The 19,667-nt window shown below is 66.3% G+C and carries 17 protein-coding genes and 2 pseudogenes; 9 read left to right on the forward strand and 10 right to left on the reverse strand.

The genetic code is table 11. The features are described from left to right. Nucleotides 1-3: 3 nt before the first annotated feature. The 5 genes from ACZ3H8_RS37885 to ACZ3H8_RS37905 form a co-directional block, all read right to left on the reverse strand. Entirely contained in the window at nucleotides 4-708 is a 705-nt protein-coding gene (locus ACZ3H8_RS37885; protein WP_467409551.1) for a PIG-L deacetylase family protein, read from the reverse strand. Next, a complete protein-coding gene (locus ACZ3H8_RS37890; RefSeq protein ID WP_467409552.1) occupies nucleotides 705-2,123 on the reverse strand; it encodes a glycosyltransferase family 4 protein in 1,419 nt (472 codons plus the stop codon). The genes ACZ3H8_RS37885 and ACZ3H8_RS37890 overlap by 4 nt, the downstream gene beginning before the upstream one ends. Then, nucleotides 2,123-2,851, reverse strand: coding sequence for a GNAT family N-acetyltransferase (locus tag ACZ3H8_RS37895; protein ID WP_467409553.1), 729 nt, complete (start codon nucleotides 2,849-2,851; stop codon nucleotides 2,123-2,125). The genes ACZ3H8_RS37890 and ACZ3H8_RS37895 overlap by 1 nt, the downstream gene beginning before the upstream one ends. Before the next feature lie 231 nt (nucleotides 2,852-3,082). Continuing rightward, the gene (locus tag ACZ3H8_RS37900) at nucleotides 3,083-4,099 is read right to left on the reverse strand and encodes a radical SAM protein (RefSeq protein WP_467409555.1); all 1,017 of its coding nucleotides are present in this window, start codon (nucleotides 4,097-4,099) and stop codon (nucleotides 3,083-3,085) included. Beyond that, nucleotides 4,099-5,058, reverse strand: coding sequence for an NAD-dependent epimerase/dehydratase family protein (locus ACZ3H8_RS37905; RefSeq protein ID WP_467409558.1), 960 nt, complete (start codon nucleotides 5,056-5,058; stop codon nucleotides 4,099-4,101). Before ACZ3H8_RS37905 ends, ACZ3H8_RS37900 begins: the two co-directional genes overlap by 1 nt. Before the next feature lie 617 nt (nucleotides 5,059-5,675). Here ACZ3H8_RS37905 and ACZ3H8_RS37910 point away from each other — a divergent pair. After that, a complete protein-coding gene (locus ACZ3H8_RS37910) occupies nucleotides 5,676-6,029 on the forward strand; it encodes a TniQ family protein (RefSeq protein ID WP_467409559.1) in 354 nt (117 codons plus the stop codon). Here ACZ3H8_RS37910 and ACZ3H8_RS37915 read toward each other — a convergent pair. Further along, a pseudogene (locus tag ACZ3H8_RS37915) lies at nucleotides 6,016-6,318 on the reverse strand (MmyB family transcriptional regulator); the annotation flags it as partial. The gene ACZ3H8_RS37910 and the pseudogene ACZ3H8_RS37915 overlap by 14 nt on opposite strands. Before the next feature lie 764 nt (nucleotides 6,319-7,082). Here ACZ3H8_RS37915 and ACZ3H8_RS37920 point away from each other — a divergent pair. Continuing rightward, a complete protein-coding gene (locus tag ACZ3H8_RS37920) occupies nucleotides 7,083-8,159 on the forward strand; it encodes a cytochrome P450 family protein (protein WP_467409560.1) in 1,077 nt (358 codons plus the stop codon). A 113-nt stretch (nucleotides 8,160-8,272) separates the two neighbouring features. Here the strand turns inward: ACZ3H8_RS37920 and ACZ3H8_RS37925 are convergent, their stop codons facing one another. After that, nucleotides 8,273-9,610: a cytochrome P450 gene (locus tag ACZ3H8_RS37925; protein ID WP_467409562.1), complete on the reverse strand. Its 1,338-nt coding sequence runs from the start codon at nucleotides 9,608-9,610 to the stop codon at nucleotides 8,273-8,275. A 368-nt stretch (nucleotides 9,611-9,978) separates the two neighbouring features. After that, the gene (locus ACZ3H8_RS37930; protein ID WP_467409563.1) at nucleotides 9,979-11,409 is read right to left on the reverse strand and encodes a cytochrome P450; all 1,431 of its coding nucleotides are present in this window, start codon (nucleotides 11,407-11,409) and stop codon (nucleotides 9,979-9,981) included. A 381-nt stretch (nucleotides 11,410-11,790) separates the two neighbouring features. On the opposite strand from ACZ3H8_RS37930, the gene ACZ3H8_RS37935 reads away from it, so the two are divergent. Then, the gene (locus ACZ3H8_RS37935; RefSeq protein ID WP_467409564.1) at nucleotides 11,791-11,925 is read left to right on the forward strand and encodes a hypothetical protein; all 135 of its coding nucleotides are present in this window, start codon (nucleotides 11,791-11,793) and stop codon (nucleotides 11,923-11,925) included. Between the two features lie 194 nt (nucleotides 11,926-12,119). Here ACZ3H8_RS37935 and ACZ3H8_RS37940 read toward each other — a convergent pair whose 3' ends face one another. Then, the gene (locus ACZ3H8_RS37940) at nucleotides 12,120-13,148 is read right to left on the reverse strand and encodes a DMT family transporter (protein WP_467409566.1); all 1,029 of its coding nucleotides are present in this window, start codon (nucleotides 13,146-13,148) and stop codon (nucleotides 12,120-12,122) included. 147 nt (nucleotides 13,149-13,295) lie between these two features. Between ACZ3H8_RS37940 and ACZ3H8_RS37945 the strand changes: the two genes are divergently transcribed. From ACZ3H8_RS37945 to ACZ3H8_RS37955, 3 genes are all read left to right on the forward strand, one after another. Further along, entirely contained in the window at nucleotides 13,296-13,748 is a 453-nt protein-coding gene (locus ACZ3H8_RS37945) for an Lrp/AsnC family transcriptional regulator (RefSeq protein ID WP_467409568.1), read from the forward strand. 335 nt (nucleotides 13,749-14,083) lie between these two features. After that, nucleotides 14,084-14,413, forward strand: coding sequence for a hypothetical protein (locus ACZ3H8_RS37950; RefSeq protein WP_467409570.1), 330 nt, complete (start codon nucleotides 14,084-14,086; stop codon nucleotides 14,411-14,413). Next, entirely contained in the window at nucleotides 14,410-14,583 is a 174-nt protein-coding gene (locus ACZ3H8_RS37955) for a hypothetical protein (RefSeq protein ID WP_467409571.1), read from the forward strand. The genes ACZ3H8_RS37950 and ACZ3H8_RS37955 overlap by 4 nt, the downstream gene beginning before the upstream one ends. 218 nt (nucleotides 14,584-14,801) lie before the next feature. Here the strand turns inward: ACZ3H8_RS37955 and ACZ3H8_RS37960 are convergent, their stop codons facing one another. Beyond that, on the reverse strand, nucleotides 14,802-14,993 hold the full coding sequence (locus ACZ3H8_RS37960) for a hypothetical protein (RefSeq protein ID WP_467409572.1): 192 nt from the start codon (nucleotides 14,991-14,993) through the stop codon (nucleotides 14,802-14,804). A gap of 383 nt (nucleotides 14,994-15,376) precedes the next feature. Between ACZ3H8_RS37960 and ACZ3H8_RS37965 the strand changes: the two genes are divergently transcribed. The 3 genes and pseudogenes from ACZ3H8_RS37965 (at nucleotide 15,377) to ACZ3H8_RS37975 (ending at nucleotide 19,576) form a co-directional block, all read left to right on the forward strand. Continuing rightward, a complete protein-coding gene (locus tag ACZ3H8_RS37965) occupies nucleotides 15,377-17,899 on the forward strand; it encodes a DUF4332 domain-containing protein (protein ID WP_467409574.1) in 2,523 nt (840 codons plus the stop codon). Nucleotides 17,900-18,129: 230 nt separating this feature from the next. Further along, on the forward strand, nucleotides 18,130-19,032 hold the full coding sequence (locus tag ACZ3H8_RS37970; protein ID WP_467409575.1) for a tetratricopeptide repeat protein: 903 nt from the start codon (nucleotides 18,130-18,132) through the stop codon (nucleotides 19,030-19,032). Between the two features lie 67 nt (nucleotides 19,033-19,099). Continuing rightward, nucleotides 19,100-19,576, forward strand: a pseudogene (locus ACZ3H8_RS37975) (SDR family NAD(P)-dependent oxidoreductase). Nucleotides 19,577-19,667 lie beyond the last annotated feature (91 nt).

Here is a 19,667-nt window from a genome sequence, read left to right on the forward strand (position 1 = left end):
CTCTCATCGCGCCTCAACTCTGCCGGTGCCTGCTGCTACTGGTTTGCGTAATTCCCGTCCGGTCATGAACGCCTCGGCCGCCTCCACACCCACTTGCGTCCCCCGGTAGGAGGCAAGCGTCCGCACGGCCGTCAGGGACCGGGGGTGCGGCGGGTCGTAGACCTCGTAGGGGTAGGCGGCAAGAGCCCGGCACTTGGCATCGACGTGCTCTGTCACGTCGTAGAACAGGTTGGGGGTGAACGGTGCCACCAAGCCCGTCTGCTGTTCCGTCGAGGACAGGACCTCGAAATGCAGCACCTGCCGGACGGGGCTGGCGCCGAGGATCCGTGTGGCGTACCCCACCGCATGGGCAACACTGCGATGGTCAGCGTGAATGTCGCCCGGATGGTGAGTGAAGACCACCTCGGGCCCCGCCTCGCGCAGAACCTGGCTGACCGCATCCACGGCCTGGCGCTGCGGGAGGTCCGCAAGCAGACGGCCGTCGGCCGCGAGGCCGCCGAACGAGACCTCTGCCGCCCCGAGTTCCTTGGCTGCCGCCTGGCATCGCTCTCGCGCCTGCTCGATCGTCACACCCGAGTGCCGCAGGGAGACACCCTCAGCGAGGATGTGGATGTGTACCTGCGCGCCCTGTCGGCTCAGAGCCGACGCGGTGGCTCCCGCACCGAGAACTTCATCGTCCGGGTGCGCGGCGATGATGAGGACCTTCACGCGGGCTCCGGAACAGGGCGCTGAGCGTCCGCGGTCTGGGCAGCCAGCGCCGGCGGGTCATCCGGCCGGATCAGCGCGCCCATGGCGTACAGCCGGTGCGTGAGCACCCCGGGCGTCATCTGGGTGGGCTTGAGCAGCTGGCGCGGATCGTCGGCTTCGAGTGCCGCACGGATCACCGCGTAGGCGTCGCTGTCGAGCTCCATGATGTGCGAGGTGCGGGGTACGAAGACGAATCCGCCGTCCGTCTCCTCACGCACCCTCACGTCATCCCATACCAGTTCGTCGAGTACCGCTTCCGGGCCGAGCCGGTCGAGGGCCAGGAGATCGATACGGTGGACGAGGTATTCCACCCGTCGTGCTGCGCGATGGCCGCCGCGGATGGCCTCGCGTCCGGCCGCTCCCATCGTTTCTGCAGCCTCCCGGTCGCCCAGGAGCTGCTGCATCGCCTGCCGTAGATCTTCGTCGTCGATGACCAGCAGGCCGTGCCGCTCGTCCTCCACAAACTCCGGGATCCCGCCTTGGGCGGAGGCGATGACGGGACGGCCGGCGACCATGGCCTCCTTCAGCGCGAGCGGGCCCGTCTCGGGCACCGTGCTGGCGAGGACCACGGCGTCACTGGACGCGACGAGCGAAGCGACATCGGCCTGGTGGCCGATGAAGCGGACGCGATCAGCAACACCTCGCTCGGTGGCCTGGCCACGCAGATCTGCCCCCAGCGCACCGTCACCCGCGATCACCAGCACGGGCTGTGCCGCATCCGGTGGCAGCTCGATATCAGCGAATGCGTCGATCACCCGGTCGACGCCCTTCTCCCACGACAGACGGGCCAGCACGAGGAAGACGAACTGCTCGGGCGCAACGTCCAGTTCCTGACGTGCGGCGCTGCGGTCCGCGGCGTCAAGCGCTTCCAGCAGAGACTCGCTGACACCGCTGGTGAGGACTTCGACCTGGTCTTCCTTCAGCACACCGGCCGTGATCAGGGGCTGGAACTGGCGCTGCCGCTGTTCCCGCGAAGTGGCGAAGACCAAGTCCACGCCGCTGAACAGTTCGCGCACCTCGTCGGTGGTCCCCAGGGGGAATGCCGAGTGGCGGAAGAGACACACAGCCGTATCAGCCGGATCCTGTGACCGGGCCTTGTGGACAGCGGCGGCGTCCGCACGGCCGGAGACACACACGATGCGGGGACGGTGACGCTGTAGCGCGCTCTGGACCGCGTCGACCGCGGTGTCACTCGCAAAGGGCGGCACGCCAACGGTTGCCACGCCGACGGCGCGGCACTGCTGCAGCATGGCGCTGCCGTCCTCCGCCAGGACGGTGACCGCGTGACCGGCTTGCGCCAGTCCGACTGCCATGTCCTGCATGTAGCGGTGCTTGCCGCCCCAGACTTGGTCGGAGACAGTGAGGATGATCTCCATTAGTTCCGAACACCCCTCCCGAAGATTCCCGGGCATGAGCCGGGGATGGTCCAAAGTGAGCTGAACGCGCGCAGCGCCGCGAGGCGGGCCTTGCCCACGCCCCCCAGAGCGGCGTAGCGCATACCGCTGGCCCGCGCTTCGCGCAGGCACTCCTCAATGAGCGCGGTCGTGAGAGTGAGGTCGTGGCCGCGGGCTGCGGGCACGAGCGCAATGGTCGAGAGCATCCCCAGCCGCGCAGTGTCGTAGGCGATGAACCCGAGCAGCCGGTCCTTGGACGCCAGGTCCTTGTTCCGGTCGACGACGATCACTGACGAGATCGGATCCCGGGAGAACGACCGGTGGATCTCACTGGCCCAGCCGCCGCCGAAGGTGTCCCTGACCCAGTCGACGAGGAGTAGCTCTTCACTGGCTTCCGGGCGGCGGACCCACAGGTCCCGACCGTCCACCGTCAGGGATGTCGGTGCGGAGCTGGGCGTCCAGGTCCGGAAGTCGATGAAGAGGTCAGCCCATTCGAGGCTCTTGTCGTCACGGCTTACGGCGCTCTTGCGCTCGGTGGAGTCGGGAATCCACCACGATGCCTGCTGCAGTGCCGACGGAAAGTGGTCTGCGTATGCGCCGACTTCAACCAGCGCGTAGGCGTACCCGAGCCACTGGAGGCGCTCCAGCGCCACGTGGACGAGGAGCCAGTGGACCTTCGCGCGGTCTTCGGGGGCTACTGCGGCCGTCATCTCGCAGGAACCCACCGTGCCTGGTCCCTGGGTGTTGATGCCGCAGCGGCCCAGAACCGTCCCGCCCTGGTGCAGTTCGACGGAAGTCTCAGCCCGAGGGCCCGCGGACGGCGTGAACCGGGGAACGGCAGAAGCGGCGTCCTGCGGCGATGAGGCGGAGTTCAGCGTATCGAGCAGGGGGTGGGATGGTGCGACGTCGTACAGACGAATCAGTGCTTCTCTTCCCACGGGCTACCTCACCTCAGCGCCTTCGAAGATTTGCCGGTCCAGCAGCGAGGTGAGCGGAGGACCTTCCGGGGTGTCGCCGGACGCGAAGTCCCAGAAGATTCCACGCAGTCGATCCTCGGTGAACTCTTCCTGTTCCTGGGTAAGTTGCTCCTGACCCTGTGCCCAGATCTCCTGGAGAGAGGCATCCTTGGTGTTGCCCAGGGGAGCGGCGCTGTACAGGCGACTCATGGTCACATCCCCCGTGGCGGAGATCGCGACGCTGCTGTCGCGCACCAGGTAGGGGAACATGACGACGTCCTGGAAAGGACGGAGCCGTTCGCCCGGTACCAGGTAGGGCGCGTTGAGATTCAGGTCGAAGTCGGTGGCCGGCACGTCTTGCTTGAACTCGGCCACCTGGCGGTGGACCGCCATGGTCTCTTCTTCCGTCAGGAGCAGCCGGTTACGACCCCCGCGGCCGTGAGCCCGGACGAGAATGAGGTCCTGGCGGCGGAAACCGTGGGCCCGCAAGTAGTGCGCCAGGTCGAACACATTGTGCTGATTGGTCTTCATCACTGTGGTCAGCACTTTGAAGCTGCGCACGCGGTCGCGCAGGTATATCGAGTTCTTCACGACCGTGTCGAACACATCCATGAGGCGAACAGCGGCGAACGTCTCCCGCGTGCCGTCCATGCTGACCCGCACGGACGAAATGCCACTGTCCACGATGCGATCGAGCTGCTCCTGGGTGTGCGCCGCCGCGTTCGTGATCAGGGTGACGGTCGAGTGACGCAGCTTCGGCACGACGTCCAGCAGCTCCCAGAAGCCTTTGCGGATCGTCGGCTCGCCACCGGTGAGGGTGATCTCGAACGTGCCCATCCGGTCCAGTTGGAGCATGATGTCCTGCAACTGCTCGATGGACAGCATCTTGCGGCGGATATGGACCGGGATCTCACCGGTGTTCGTGCGGCAGTGGATGCAGCGCAGGTCGCACGCGTAGGTGACATCCAGGCTGGCGCGTACGGGGGCGGTGTAGCCGGGCATCAGGCCTCCTCTTGGAAGATCCGCTGGCAAATGTCGTCCAGGTCCCGGGACTCCCACCATGCGAGAGTCAGCCGAATCCCCTCCTCGATGTCGACACTGTCGGGCCCTTGACCGACGTGCTGGGTCTGCAAGGCCGTGTTCGCCCGGAACTCCATGATCTCGTTCGGCCTGGACTGTTTCTGCGTGACCTTGGCTTCCGGGGATGCCTTCTGCAGGAATCGCACGACATCGTTCACCGAGAAGGACCGGCCGGAACCGAAGTTGACGACCGGGGCGAGCGGCCGGTCCGCCAGCGCGATGAGCTTGCGCACGACATCCGTGATGTAGCTGAAGTCGCGGCGCTGCTCGCCGTCACCCTCAATGGGCAGCTCATTCCTCATCAGGAGGTTGGCGCAAAGCCGCGGTACCAGGGCATCGGGCCGCTCGCCGGGGCCATAGACGTTGAAGAATCGGACAATGCCCACCTCAGGAGCGCTGGAAGCGCGCTGGTGAGCCCTGGCTAGCATCTCCAGACCGACCTTGCTCGCCGCATAGGGCGAGCGCGGAGACAGGGGGCTGGTCTCAGGCGTCGGCAATACATCGGCTTCGCCGTAGACCTCGCAGGTGCTCCCCACAACTACTTGAGGAACGCCGACGCTCGTGCAGAGGGCCAGCAGGTGCCGACCGGAGTCCACATTGTCCAGATAGTCGAGCGGCTGTTTGAAGGAGCGAGGGACGCTCTTGTGTGACGCCAGGTGATAGACGAGGCGCACATCTGAAAGGTCCCTCTCTTCTAACTCCAGAACGGGCTTTTCCAGGAACTTTCCAGTGCCTTCCGGCGGGATCATCGGCGGTACACGTAGGTCGTCCAAAACCGTGACATCTTCCCCGGACGCTGCCAGCGCACGGGCAAGATGGCCACCGATGAAACCGGCACCTCCAGTGATGAGAATCCGGTCTCTCGAAGAGTTTCTTTGCATGCCAACACCTCGGTATCCCCATTAGCGGGGCAACTCGTGAATGGGCTTGCTGGGCAGAGGGGATGGGGGTCGCGATTGAAGGGGGTACACCCCGGCGAACCCTTGATCGATGTCGTAACCCTAAGTCGAGGAATTGGCCAGCGGCATGTGACTCGCTTCACGTTTGAGGGGGGTATAGGCGTCATCTTGTCGGGAAGTTCCAGGTGGGTGCCATATAAGGAATTTCTCATTCCGGATGAGGGAGGCGAAAGGAAACGCTCACTCTGGCGCGAACATGCTGTCGAATGGCTTGCTGTTTTCGCTGCGTCGAGTAGATGGTCGGCCATACTGGAAAGTGGCGATCATGATTTGCGCAGCGCCGTGGTGGACTTCGCTAGAAGAAATCTCGTAGCGCCCCATCAGGGTGCTCGCCGAATCTGCCTGCACCCTGACGCCAGCTGTTCCCGGAGACGGTGACTTCCGCGCCATCTTGGGCAGCCACAAGTCGAACTTCTCCCCTCCCGGAGATGGTCAAGGTGGCCGGATCGGACTGGCCGGTCCAGCGTGTTCCCCTGGATACCGAGGACATCGTGGTCTTCGCTGAGGCCACAACTCACGGGGCCCTGACACTGTGAACCATGATTGAGGAAGAGCGTGCTCGGAGGCTCGGGCTCGTCCCGGCCCCGTTCGCCGGAGAGTCGTTCGTCAGCTGGGTGGACGCGGTCGCGGTGGCCTTGCATCTGTCGCGTTCGGCGGCACTGCGTGAGCTGGGGCTGCCGGGTACGGCGAGTTTCAGCCGCCATCAGTTCCGGCTGAATGCAGAGGAGTTGGAGGGGTTGCGGCTACGGACGGGGCTGCGGCCGGCGCAGGTGCGGGCGCGATCGGAGTCGTCGATTCCCAGGACACTCGCGAATTTGCCCAGCAAGTCGGCGTCCAGCTTGGTAGGTTCCACCATTCCCGGTAGGCGTTGCGGACGTCCCTGCTTGCGTTGATCTCCTTCTCGATGCTCCGCAGCCGTGGGTCGTTCGGACGCTGACCCAGGACGGACGAGAAGTTGGCTACGCACGGCATGAGCCAGTCGGCATGGAAGGAGTCACGGTCGCCGCCAACGATCTTGTAGGCGTCCGGATGGAAAAGGATGAATCGTGTCGTATTGACGAGTGGTGAATCCGTCGGATGCCAGCGGGCCACACCGAAGAGATCCCGGAAGGGCCGGTTTGTCAGCACCACATCCCAGGCGTAGCCGTACACGACGCAGGGGTGGTCGATGCCGTCGATCATTCGCTGATAGACGACCAGTTCCGCGGTGGGCACCTCGCTGGCGGGCGGAACGGGGGCTAGGTGTCCCGTCAACTGATACAGGTTGACGCGGTTGGGCTCGCTCAGCTCCAGGGCGTCGGCCAGAGTTCGACCTGACTGGCGCTCAGCTCGGAGAGATTGGCCATCCAATTGCGAAAGGTCCGGTCACTCTTTTTCCCAAGCCTCCTGGACACTTGCTCCTGGTTGAGCTCTAGCTCCTTTTGCCGGTCCTCCACGATCTGCCTGGCTAGGGCATCCGCGTTGCGCGGGATGTCCTGACCCTCGTAGTGAGGCAAGATCGCCCCTTCCCTCTCCGCGGCACGGGACTCTCCCGGAACGAAACCGGATGGCCCACTCGAACAGAGGTCATGATCGCGTCTCGCCCCTTTCCCGTCCATGCCGGTGGCGGCGCCTCCTGGCGAAGTGCGAGGGGTCGGCTCCGGTACCTCGGGGTGGGTCATGCACCAAGGCAGGGGCCGTGTCCGCGACCGATCCTTGGGCAGAGGCCGTCCAGAGGTGCGACAGCTGCCCGGATCCAAACAGCGTCGCTTGAGGACGGCTGGGGACATCTCGGCGCTCCGGGCGAGCGACCGCATTCCTCCTCCGGACACCACCGGTTGATCGCGTGCCGGAACCGGGCCCGATCTGCCAGCACACGCGGCCGGTTCATAAGCTTCCGACTGTGGCGCAGGCCCTCATCTGTGCAGAGCCGCCTGCCGCCTTCACCCCTCACCTCGGAGACATTCATGTCCACGCCGTCCGGCGACATCCCCGACCAGCAACGACACATTCGTCCCTCCTCGATGGGGGCGCCGAGTGTGCCGGCCGGTGCCGTCGAGGGGCGCATGGCTCCCAGGGCCGCGCTCGACCGTGCGCTCGGAGAACTGGGTCCGCGGACGGCCGAGTACATCCGGCATGTTGCGGACGAAGTGATCGACGTCGTCTCCCCTGACGGCGAGACGGACGTCATTTTGCGGTTCGCGCGGGATTTTCCGCAGCTGGTCATGAGAGGGCTGCTCGGCATGGACGAGCGCTACGCCGCCGGCGTCGGCCAGAGCGTCCCCAGCCTGATCGGCGCAACGCGCTACTCCGCATACGTCAGCGAGAACGAAGTCAACGAGGACGATCGAGCGTTCGGTCAGCTCAACGCGTCTTTCAGACTGGAGGCCCTTCTGATCCAGCTCGTGGAAGAGAAGCAGAAGACACCCGGCCGGGATCTCGTCTCCTGGATGCTTCACCACGGCCCGGACCTCACCCTCGAGGAGACCGCCCACCAGGCCCGGAGCCTGCTGCTGGTCACTCTGGTCAGCTCCGAGGCGCTGATCGGCAACAACCTCGCCACACATCTACCCGCCCCGGAAACAGGCCCTCGCCGTGTGCCGATGGATCCCTGTGACCAGCCCCAACTGGCCTGGGTCACAGGCGAACGCGCCTATCCTCCGCCGACATCCCAGCCGAAGGGATACCGGCGGATCCCGTGGAGCCGCAGCATCAGGCCGCGGCGGGCCAGCAACCCGAACCCTGTCAGGACGCTGACCGAACTGATCGTCGACACCGGTGTGCAGCAACTCCATCGCCGCCTGCCGGACCTTCGCCTGAAGCTGCCGCGAGAGCAGACCCTCTGGGGGTCGATCCAAGGCATCCCTTGCCCGCAGTCGCTACCTGTCGCCTTCACCCCCGCCAGGTTCATCCTCACGGAGGAGAGCGACTGGCCGCCCGAGCCCATCTTCACCACGGCTCCCCCGCCGCGACGTCCCACCAGCCAGGCCGCCCGCGCTGCCGACAGCTGGCGCTCCATTCTGCGACCGCACCGTACGAAGTAGCAGACGCCCGCGAGCGGAGGTTCACGAGGGCCGCGGCCCCGAACGGCAGGACGCTGGACCACCCGTGCATGCCCTCGACGGAAGGCGGGGGTCAGGGAGGACCGCCTCCGGCGTCAGGCGTCGCGCGCCTGGACGATCATCGGGACGCGGTCGGGGTGAGCCATTGATGCGAACGCCTCACGTGGCGTGCGGCCGGGTACGGGGCGCAGCTTCCAGCGTCCCAGGATGGTGGCCAGCGCGATGGTGGCCTCGGTCCAGGCGAAGGAGTCCCCGATGCACTTCCGGTTGCCCGCGCCGAAGGGCATGACGGCCTCCCGCGGGAGGTTGGCGCGCCGCTCCGGCAGCCACCGGTCAGGATCGAAGCGGTCCGGCTCGGGGTAAAGCGTCGGGTCGCGGTGCATGGCGTAGAGACTGAAGGCGACCTCGACGCCGGCGGGGATGTGGAATCCGCCGAGCTCGACCGGCTCGATGGTGCGGCGCATCAGCAGCACCACGCCGTGCAGACGGATGACTTCATCCAGCACACGCTGGATACTGGCCAGTCGGGGCACATCGTCGAAGGCAACCGGCCGGTCGCCCACAACCTCGTCGATCTCGGCCACCAGCTGCTTCTCGACCTCAGGATGCTCGGCGAGATGGTGCAAGGCCCAGCTGAGCGTGGAGGCCGTGGTCTCCGTACCGGCGAACAGGATCGTGACCAACTCGTCCCGGATCTCTTCGTCGGTGAGCGCCTCACCCGTGTCCGCGTCCCGCGCGGCGAGCAGTACGGACAGCAGGTCCACCCGGTCGGTCTGCCCTGACTCGCGTGTGGTGGCGACGACCTGGTCGATGACCTGGCGCATGCTCGCGACGGCCCGGTCGAAGGATCGCCAGATCGGCAGCTTGTCGAGCATTTTCGGCGATGCCGCCCGCACCAGCATGTTCTTCAGAATGATCGGCAGATCCCGGCGCACCGCCTCCACGGCCGGCCGCCCGATGTCCGCAGAAAACAGGGTCGCCGCCAACGTCTCGATGGCGAACTCGCCCATGACCTGGTCCACGGCGATGCGCTGCCCGGCCGTCCAGGAGTCGGCCAGCGCGCGGGCCCGCTCGCTCATCACCTCGGCGTATCCGGCGATGCGCGCCTTATGGAACATGGGCTGTATCAGGCGGCGATGGCGGCGGTGGACTTCGCCGCCAGCCGTCGCGAGCCCGTTGCCGACCAGCGGGCGGACGCGGTCGAAGAGCCGCCCCTTCTCGAAGTATCGGCCTTGCGTGACCATGACGTCGCTGATCAGGGAGGCGCTGGTGGCCACGTAGATCGGCATCGTGCCGATGTCGACCCGGACCAGCTTGCCCGTCTCCCGAAGGGAGCGGACAAAGGAGAGGGGGTCGCTCTGAAGCTTCAGGACGTGGCCGAGGAGCGGTATGCCGCCCGGGGCGCGGGGTATCGCCGCCAACTCAGCTGACACGGGAGTCCTTTCGCGAGGCGGTGCTCTGCGCCAGGCCCCGCGTGGAGGGGGGATCCGGCCTGCATCGAGTGGTCTGCGAAGCGCTGCTGTGGTCGGGGAGGACTGCCCGACTGATCAACTACGGCGCATCGTACCCACGGTTCACCCGCGTTCCAATGGGCAACTGCCCAGCACGGCAGCGCGAAGGGCCGCCCGCACCTCGAAAACCAGGGTTCTCGTCGGAGCGGACGGCCCTCCCTCGGCCTCGCCAGAACGACCCGGCGAAAGCCGTGCCGGGTGACGCCTTTCTGTCACAGCTGGCTCGAACCCGCAGCCCCGCGCACAAGGCCGCTTCCGCGCCGGGTGACGGTGCCTGAGTCGTCGAGCTGCTACCGCCAGAACAGCAACGAGCTCCACCAGCGGCGGTCCGATGCGGCGGGTAGCGGGGCAGGCTCCGCGATCGGGGTGGAAACGGGAGCTGTGTCCGGTAGCGGCTGCGACTTCGGCGGTGCGGTCGCTGCGACAGGCTGCTCGGTGCCGCTCGACGACTGCGGCTTGAACCGTACGGGCAAGGAGTACACACGCTCGGACAGCCAGGCGGCGCTCGTCTGCAACTCGGATGCCGGTACCGCGAGTTCGAGGCCGGGGAGCAGCGTGAGCAGAGTGTCGATGCCCGTGTCCGCAATGGCGCGGCCGATGTCCTGGCCGGGGCACTCGTGCGGGCCGGAGCTGAAAGAGAGGTGGGACCGGTTGCCGTGTACGGGGGCCGACAGGTCGGGCCGGATCTCGGGGTCGACGTTGCCGGCGGCCAGGCCGAGCAGCAGCATGTCGCCGGCCCTGATCTGTTTACCAGCCAGCTTGGTGTCGCCCGTGGCCCACCGGCCCGGGATCACCGAGAGGGGCGGGGCGTCCCACAGCACCTGCTCCAGTGCGTCGGGCAGCGTCATCTGGCCGCCGGAAAGGCTCGCCCGGAAGCGACGGTCGGTCAGCAAGAGGCGAAGGGTGTTCGCGATCAGGTTGACCGTGGTCTCATTCGCGGCGACAAGGATCAGCCGCAGATGCTCGACGACCTCGTCCTCGTCGAGGTCGGACTCATGGCCTATCAGCTGGGATGTCAGGTCGCGCCCGGGCTTCTCCGACTTGCGCTTCACCAGCTTGCGCAGCGTCTCGGTGACATATTCGTTGCTGGCCAGGGCCGTTTCGGTGCCCTTCATCAGGTCCAGGGTGGCCTCGACCAGACGCGGGCCGCCCTCCTCAGGCATACCCATGAGCTGGGTCATCACCAGCATCGGCAGCCGCTCGGCGAAGTCCCGGACCAGGTCGGCTCGCCCAGTCGGCTCGAAGGTCGCGGCCAACAGCTTGGTGTAACGGGTGACATAGCGTCGAACGCCCTGGCGATTGAACTGCCCCAGGCTCCCGGTCACCGCGGCGCGGAGACGGGCGTGCTCGTCACCGTCGGCGAAGACGCACAGCGGCTGCCATCCCACCATCGGGATCAACGGGGAGTCGGCCGCCACCTTCCCCTGCACAAACGGCGTCCAGCGGCGCGAGTCGCGGGAGAACAACGACGGTGTCCGCATGACCTCGAGGTTCTCCCGGTGCCCGAGGACCAGCCACGCGGGATGGTCACCATGCAGCAGCACAGGCGCGACGGCACCGTGCTGCTGGCGCAGCTGCTCGTACAGCCCCCGAGGGTTGGCCTCTGCCTCAGGCCCGTACAGCCGGCGTATCCCCTCGGGACTCATACCGTGCGCGGGACAGCCAGGGGGCGGTGCCACTGCGGAGCCGTCGGGAGATGCTGCTGGGCGCGGGGTGGTCACGAAGCCTCCGAAGCCGTGGTCAAGGAGGAGCGGCCACCGTCGTGGAGGAGACTCCCGGCAGGGCGCTCACAAACGTCTCTACTCGCGCCGGACCGCGGGCCGCAGACCCTGCAGCGGTCACACAAGATCCGGAGCCGAACGCAGCATATCCCCGCCTCGCCTCCACCCGACAAGCCGTCAGGCCAGCGGCCGAGATGTGAACTCGGCGGTCTGCAAACCAAGTTGCATCCAGCCACTCGTCACCGGGACCGCCCGTGGCCCTCGCCAAGGTCTTGGGCCAGAATCTGAGGGTCGTACGGAGCGGGCACGGGAAGCGGTGCCGCTCCTGTGTACTGACAGAAGTCAGCGTTCCGCTCGAGACCCTGCGCTCATCGGAGGAGCATGATCCCCCTCATCATCGGCATCGCAGTCCTCGCCGTCCTCGTCGTTGCCGTTAAGAAGGTCGTAGTGCCCCTGATGGTCCGATGGGCGCTGCTTCGGATGCAGACGCCCCGGCACAACCCGCCGACACGCTAGACGCAGTCCGACGGCGCCCGGGCGTTCCGAGGCCGGAGGATGTGGCGGCGGAACGCCCACCCCCAGCTGCTCCTTGCATCGCAAGGCGAAGCATTACCCGCGTACTGGGCGTACTGGGGTGATGCGACAACGCGGCGAGGTGCCGTGCCAGGCGTCGCGGACCCGGGGTGATCCAAACGACACCGCCTACGCGGCTACCGAGCCCCGTCGATCACTCCATGCGCGGTCGGTACAGCCGCTCCGGGCTCGTCCGGCACGGGTCCCGCCTCCGCCGCAGTCCGAGCGGTCGCAGTCCCGGAAGGCTCGCTTCCCCCCGCGTCCGGCTTCGCCGTGGCTCCCTGTCCCCGCTCGATCATGCCCAGCGCCACCCCGACGATGATGATCACGCCGCCCGTCACCTGGGCGAGCCGGATCGACTCCCCGTTGATCACGACTGCGCCGATGACGCCGAAGACCGGGACCAGGTTGAGGATGTTGACCGCGACGCTCGACGCCATCCTGCGCAGGCCGTAGTTGTAGAGCAGGAAGCCGCCGACCGAGCACGCCACGGCCAGGTAGACCAGCAGCGATGAGGCGGTCGCGCCCGGCATCCGCCAGTCGTCGGCCTCCAGCAGGCACGCGAGCAGGAAGCCGGCCGCGCCCGCCAGGGTCTGGTAGTAGGTGACGCTTGCGGCGTCCTGGCCGGCGCTCGCGCGCTTGCCGAGCACGTTGTAGCCGGCCCAGGCCAGCCCGCCGAGCAGCAGCAGGATGTCCCCCAGCCAGCGCGAACTGCCGCCGACCTCGGCCCCGTTGCGTACGACGAGGATGGCGCCGACGGTGGCCAGCAGCACGCCCGTCACCCTCAGCAGCGGCATCCGGGTGCGGAAGACGACCAGTTCCACCAGCATCGTCATCAGCGGGTATGTGGCCACGATCAGCGACGCGTCGGATGCCGTGGACAGGTCGACGCCGACGTTCTCCAGGATGAAGTACACGGTGATGCCGAGGAACCCGCTCAGGTAGAGCTGCCGCCGCTGCCGCGGGTCCGGCCGGGCCGGGCGGTGCCGGCTCAGCCGTACCATCACGCCCAGGAGTAACGCCGCGAGGGTGAACCTGATGGCGCCGATACTGAGCGGGCCGACATCCTCCAGCACCTGCTTGGTCACCGCGTACGAACTGCTCCAGAACAGCGCGGCCGCCATGACCGCACACACCGCCCACACCGTGGGTCCTCGTTCACGCATATCAAGTCGCCCCTCTCCACTACCCACGGCCGCCGACCACACCGTGACCGAACGAACGTCAGTCAACTAGGCTGGAGGCTAACAAGATCATCGAAGTTGATGCGAAGAGTCCGAATTACCTTCGGAATCCTGCGGGGTGAGGCAAGCATGGACGAACTAGATTCGGTGTTGGTGCGGATGCTCCAGGAGGACGGTCGGCGCACCAACCGGGACATGGCCCAGGAACTGGGTATCGCCCCGTCCACGTGTCTGGAGCGAATCCGGTCGCTGCGCAGGAGCGGTATCCTGACGGGATTTCACGCGGAGGCAGACCTCGCGGCGATCGGCCGCGGGCTGCAGGCGGTGATCGCGGTACGGGTCCGCCCGCCGACTCGTGCGCTGATCGAGGCCTTCCAGACCTTCCTGGAGGGGATGCCCGAGGTCATCTCGATCTTCGTCCTCACCGGGAACGACGACTTCCTCGTGCACGTCGCCGTCCGGGACACCGACCATCTGCACGCAGTGGTCCTGGACAAGCTGACGAAGCGCCCGGAACTCGCCGATGTACGGACGTCGGTGGTCTACGGGCACATGCGCAAGAAGGTCATCGGTCCGGCGTGACACCGGCGCGGACCCCTGCCCGCGGCGGGTCACCGGGCCGGTGGTGCGGTCTCCTTGGCCCCCGCGATCAGCAGGTCGTTCGCCTCGGGGCTGCCCACGGTCACCCGCAGGCCGCTGTTGGGAGGTGGCGAGGTCCCGCTATCACGCGACTGCCGGGCGAGCGGGGAGGCGGTGTGGAAGGTCCCGGCATGATGTGCTGTATGACCGTCAGCACCACACCCGTCACCCCCTCTCTGCCTGCCGGTACGAAGGACAGGCTGAAGGCGTTGAGGCCGCTGTTCGCAGCTGAGCGGACCGGGCCAAGTCGCTGAGGAGCACACCCCGGTGGAGCGCTGATGGCCCTCCCGAGCCGGGAGGCCGCCGTGCGGCGGGCGCAGTGGCAGATGTACAAGGCGAGCCTGCAGGAGTGCGGGAAACTGGTCGACACTCGCGATGTGCTGGTCATGTACGGGGTACGGCAGGAGTTGAATAGGCGGGGATGGAACCGGAAATGGCCGCCCCTGCCGCAGCAGGCCCTGATTGGCGGGCGGTGGCCCGGCTCACGGGACGTCGACTGCCCGGAACAGATCACGGTGCCGCTGCCCGCCGAGCTGGTGCTGCAGGTGCGCTGCGCGTGCTGGCAACTCGTCAGCGAAAGCAATCGACCTCCTGAGGGACTGGCGTGACGAACACCCCCGACGCCCTGCCATGGGAGGCGTACCGGTCCGCGGAAGAGGACCAGGCAATGCGGGAGTACGAGGACCTGGCCTCTGAGGTGACCACGGCCGGGGAGATCTGGCGGGCGGGTCTCCTACTCGGGATGGCTCACGCCTCGGCCATGCCCGTTTTCGAATGACTGACGAGCTGCCCGAGTTGCGGCAGAACGAGGATGGCGTGCTGCCGCAGATCGAGCCGGGCGTGTTGTCCGAGGGCAATGACCCGGCGCGGGGTGGAGCGGCAAGCGAACGAACCACCCCGCTGACTCGCGCAGCAACGCCCGGGGTGACGAGCTCGCCGCTGGAAGAAGGCGGTCGTGCCGCACTTCGCCCAGGCCGCCGAACATCCGGTGCAGCGTTAGGTGCTCCTCGCGTTAACGGCCGCGCGGAACTCCTGAGTCATCAAGGCGACCGAGCCGCGCTGGACAGGGGCCGGGGCCTGCTCGCCCCACACCCTGTGCAGCGCGGCGCGGATCCGCTCGTTCATGGACTCGTTGACCGCGGCCGCGTACTGCTTGGGCACCTCGCGTACGTCCTGGACCCCGACCATGGTTCCGTGCTGGGTTCCGTTCTCTAGGGGTGGATCGGGCGTGGCGTGACGTGGGGTGAGGTGGCTTCGTTGAGCTCTCGAGGCTCGTTCTCGGGGGGTGTGGCTCTGCGGCGGGTTGTTGTACGACTCGTGGCAGGAGTTGTTGATGCGGGCCTCCCGCTGACTACCCGGATGGTCCATTGGTCGGGCATACCACTCCTTCAGTCCACCGCACGTCAACCGCGGCGGCCTCAGTTGACGCTCCTGCCTGGGACTTTCGATCCGGGCCGCACTGCCACTGGTGGCCGATAACACCTGTTTTGAACATATTCAGAGAGCCGTCTACCCCGTGAATCGGTTGACTTGCGAGTATGTGGACACGCGTTGGCCGGGCCCTATCGGTCGTGACCTTCACCGTCTTGATGGTGGCGGCTGCCGCTCCCCTGAATCCTGCGGCGGACAGGATCTGCGCCGCGGCGGAGGGGCACCTGAACGCTGGCTCACTCGACCGGGCGAAGAAGCTGTATGAATCCGTGAAGCCGACCGACGACGAGCGCAACTGTGCTGTGGAAGGCCTTCAACTCGTGGCAGCGGCGCGTCAGGCGGCGGCGGAGAAGGTCACAGATGGCCAGCAGCTGATTCGCTCGGGAGATCTGGATGGCGCGGAGAGGATGTTCCGCGCCGCACTGAAGCTTGATTCGGCCAACGCGGCTGCCCTGGCGGGTATTGCCCGAGTGGCAGACCTAGAGAGTCGCCCCCTGCCGACGGCGGCGTCGAACTGGGACCGGTTCTACGGGGACTGGGTCCTCCCCGTAGGCAGACTCGTGCTCTTCAGCGCGATCGGCCTCCTGGTGCTCGGTGCGCTCGCCGGGCTGTCCTCATGGTTCTGGGTGAAAGTGGGCTCAGTTGCCTGGCCGACCGTGGTCAGGCGCATCGCAAAGGGAGTCGGCCTCTCTCTGCTGGTGGGCGCGGCGATCATGACGCCTCTGTTCGCCATGTTCAACCCCTTCACCCCGACGTGGATGCAGTGCTGGATCGCAGCATTGGTCATCTTCGCCATCGGGCTGATCGCAGGCTGGCTGGTGTTGTGGGGTACACGCCAGAGCCGCTTCCTGGATTGGCTGGCGCTGCTCGTCTCGCTCGGCGTTGTGGTTGTGGCAGCGATCGTGATGCTGATGGTTCCCATCGCTTACGAGACACGTCTGATGGTGGCCCACATCGCTCTGGCTCTGATCGGCCTTCTTCTGACCTCGGCAGCGTTCGGGCAGAACCTGCGCCTCCAGGTGGAAGTGCAGCAGCCTGACGGAAACGTAAACGCGGCTGCCACCGACTACCTGCTGGCTCGAATGAAGGGTCTCGGCACAGAAACACCCAAGGTTCTCGATCGGGCCACCTCCGCTCTGGCCACGACCCCCCTGAGCAAGATCCCCACCGAAGAGCTGAGCGTGCTGCCCGCCGGCCATGTCGTCGGGGCACTGTCGCGTCTGTTCTTCGCCCTTCGGCCCGATCTCACCTGGAGGGCGCGCGTGACGCTCGTGGACGACAACAGGGTAGCGACCGCTGTCTCCCGCAACGGGCGGCACGCGGAAAGCGCGGTGTTCAGCAGGATGGAACTCGGGCTCCCCTTGGACACCGACCAGGACCGGGCAAGGGCGCAGATGCTCACTGGCGCTGCCGCCTTTGTCCTGGTGCACCTCAGCGAAGTGCACCAGGAGCTGAAGGAAGATCTGTGCGGGGCTTCGAAATGGAAAAGCGTCGCGCTGCAAGTCATCGCAAAGAGCAGTTCGCTTCTGGAAGACGAGAATCGAAACGAGCGGCGTGTGGATCTTCTGCACCGGGCCACGGACGAGGATCCAGGGAACGTGTTGGCACGCTTCGAGTACCTGTGGGCGGGTTATGCGAACATCCTGCACGAAGAGACGAACTTTGCGTCGTTCGCGCGGACCCTGGATAACGAGTACGAAAGATCAGGCCTGTCAGAAAAGCCCGCCGAAGAGACAGGCTGGGTGCCGCTGAAGATCCGCGTCCTGTACAGCCGCACCACACAGTGGCTTAATGCTTACGTGGCCGCCTGGGACGAAGGCGCCCATGTGGACACCTATCTGCAGAACGCTAGGATCTCCGTGGACGAGCTTTACCGCTTGTGTTCGGCCTCCTGGGACCGAAAGCAGCTACAACGCCAAGCCGAGACGATGCTCCCGTTCGCTGTGAACCTCCTGCGCTGTATCGACGCCTTGAAGGGTGTGTACCTGTATAGAGTCCCGAAAAAACATTCTCACGAGGGATCCGATCCGTCACCACGGCTGACCTACGATCACGCGTGCCTGCACATGTTCTTGGCCGACCTGCGCAGTCTGCCTCGCAAGGTTCGAAAGCAGCAGCGTGACCAAGCACTGGACGATCTGCAATTCGCGCTCGTTACAGACGACGACAGGAAGGACGCCGCGACGGACCCGTGCTTTCGAAAACTACGGTCCGACGAAAGGTTCAGGCGGCTGGTACGTGCGCAGCCGCCCCAGGAATTCCTTGACCTGTCCGCGTTTGTCGCACATCGTGCGGAGCTTCAGGAAGCGGGCGTCACCACTGCTGGCGAAGTTGTTCGCCGCACCCACACCACTCAGCTTCAGGCGCAACTTGCCGTATATCTGAAGGTCTCCGCCGTGAGAATCCAGCAGATGCGCGACGTAGCGTTGCTTGCACAAGTCCACGAGGACTTGGGCGACCCCCGCATGCTGCACCTGATCCTCAGCGCGGGCATCACGTCCCGGGAAGCACTGCGTGAATTGGCACGCCGCGATGAAAACGAACTCCTGCTTCTGGTTCAAACTCGCGCTGCTGAAGAGCACCTGACCAGCCTCGCGGGCATTCAGAAGCCTCAGTCGTGGCTAACAGCCGCCAAACGTAAACGCTATTCCTGGCGATGCTGACCAGCTCACGTCCGAGTCGCGATACCCCCTGCCCGTAAGTGTCAGGAAGCCCTACCGGGCGACACGCTGACACGCCTGGATGCCAGTCTTGGAACAGCAGAGAGTTCTGGTTCGGGCCAGACACTAGACACCCGACTCTCGTGTACCCCTCCTAGGGGTCGTGGCGCGCCGTCCCGCGGAAGGATTTTTCTTCCGACCGTGCAACGGATACACCATCATGGGAGACGACGATGACCGAGCTGACGCGGCTTGCGGACCGCAAGGACTGCGCCGCCGTGCTGACCCGTTACCGGAATCACCCGTCCGGCGAGGTGCTCGCCGTCGCGAACCGGCTCCGGGAGAGCGACAGCTACCGCACCGCGATCGAGCTCTACCAATGGCTGATCGCCCAAGGCGATGCCGATTCCGCCGAAGCCCGCTTCGGCATCGGCCAGTGCTACGGCAAGCTCTACGACTACGGCACCGCGCTGGTGCACCTCAGCCGGGTGTTCGACGAGGATCCGGAGCGAAGCGACGGAGCGAGCCACTACGCGTACATCCTGGAGCGCCACGGGCGGATGGACGAGGCCGCGAAGTGGTATCGCCAGGCGCTAACCGGCGCCGAGACCGACGACGTGTGGGCATGGTCGCACTACGCCTGGTTCCTGGAGAAATGGGAACGCCCCCAGGACGCCCGCCGTGCCTACGAGAACGTCCTCAGGCGGTACCCGTCCCACACCTGGACCGCCAAACGCTATGCCCTGCTGCTGCGGCGCCTCGGCGACGACCAGCGGGCACGCGCCCTGCTCGACGGGACGGTCGGCCGCATGCCCGGGAACCGGTTCGCCGCCCTGAACTACCTAGAATACCTGCTTCTCACGGAGAACAACGACGAGTACGCGGCGTTCAGGTCGTCACTTAGCCCCACCGGCGGACCCGCCTGGTACCCCGTGGTGCTGGAGCTGTTCGACTACTACCGGGAGCACCTGCTTCCCTCCCGCCCCGATCCGGCGCGGCTCGCCGCCTGGGAGGCGGCCGCCGACGCGCTGACCAACGGCGTCCACCGTGACTTCGACGACCTCACCGCCCTGCTGGCCGAGCGGGGCGGCGACGCGGACGCCTGGAGGCGCCAGGTCCGCCGCCTGCTGAAGTGATTCCGGATACGAAACGGCGCAGCCAAAGAAAGGTCCGAAGAAGAGCCATAAGAAAGGGGGCGCGGCCATGGGTGCGCTCATGGGTAAAACGGCACTGGTGACGGGCGGCAGCCGTGGAATAGGGCGGGCCATCGCCGAACGGCTGGCGCACGACGGCGCACGCGTCGGCGTGCACTGAGGCAGCAATGAAGCGGCGGCGAAGGCGGTGGTGGCGGCGATCGAGACGGCCGGCGGCCAAGCCTTCGCCCTTCGCGCGGATGCGATCAACCCGGACGCCAAGAGCGCAGTGCGCCTGCTCGCCACCCTCTATGGCTTGCGGGAAGTCGACAAACACAGCGGCTGGTACCTCGCCCAAGCGGCGCTCAAAAACGAGCACATCGACCAACTCGGCATGATAGTAGACGACTTGTGCGCGAAGATCCTCCCTCACTCCCGGATGCTCATTGACGGCTTCAATCTGCCCAACAGCGTCCTTCGGGCCCCCATCGCTGCAGACGACTACCTCGTGAGGTCTGAATTCGCTACGGCTGCTGCTGGCAACTAGGGCCTGTCCGAGGGAACCTGGTAGGAGCTGGTCCGGTGACGGCTGCGGAATTCGGCCAGCAGCTCGTCGGTCGCCTCGGCCCCGGCGCTCA

The organism is Streptomyces sp. NPDC002868, assembly GCF_055563295.1.

Excerpts from the sequence above, each read along its gene's own strand:
- ACZ3H8_RS37890 (WP_467409552.1), bottom strand. The coding sequence starts at position 2,123 with ATGGAGATCATCCTCACTGTCTCCGACCAAGTCTGGGGCGGCAAGCAC.
- ACZ3H8_RS37895 (WP_467409553.1), bottom strand. The coding sequence starts at position 2,851 with ATGACGGCCGCAGTAGCCCCCGAAGACCGCGCGAAGGTCCACTGGCTC.
- ACZ3H8_RS37900 (WP_467409555.1), bottom strand. The coding sequence starts at position 4,099 with ATGCCCGGCTACACCGCCCCCGTACGCGCCAGCCTGGATGTCACCTAC.
- ACZ3H8_RS37905 (WP_467409558.1), bottom strand. The coding sequence starts at position 5,058 with ATGCAAAGAAACTCTTCGAGAGACCGGATTCTCATCACTGGAGGTGCC.
- ACZ3H8_RS37910 (WP_467409559.1), top strand. The coding sequence starts at position 5,676 with ATGATTGAGGAAGAGCGTGCTCGGAGGCTCGGGCTCGTCCCGGCCCCG.
- ACZ3H8_RS37920 (WP_467409560.1), top strand. The coding sequence starts at position 7,083 with ATGTCCACGCCGTCCGGCGACATCCCCGACCAGCAACGACACATTCGT.
- ACZ3H8_RS37935 (WP_467409564.1), top strand. The coding sequence starts at position 11,791 with ATGATCCCCCTCATCATCGGCATCGCAGTCCTCGCCGTCCTCGTCGTT.
- ACZ3H8_RS37940 (WP_467409566.1), bottom strand. The coding sequence starts at position 13,148 with ATGCGTGAACGAGGACCCACGGTGTGGGCGGTGTGTGCGGTCATGGCG.
- ACZ3H8_RS37945 (WP_467409568.1), top strand. The coding sequence starts at position 13,296 with ATGGACGAACTAGATTCGGTGTTGGTGCGGATGCTCCAGGAGGACGGT.
- ACZ3H8_RS37950 (WP_467409570.1), top strand. The coding sequence starts at position 14,084 with ATGGCCCTCCCGAGCCGGGAGGCCGCCGTGCGGCGGGCGCAGTGGCAG.
- ACZ3H8_RS37960 (WP_467409572.1), bottom strand. The coding sequence starts at position 14,993 with ATGGTCGGGGTCCAGGACGTACGCGAGGTGCCCAAGCAGTACGCGGCC.
- ACZ3H8_RS37970 (WP_467409575.1), top strand. The coding sequence starts at position 18,130 with ATGACCGAGCTGACGCGGCTTGCGGACCGCAAGGACTGCGCCGCCGTG.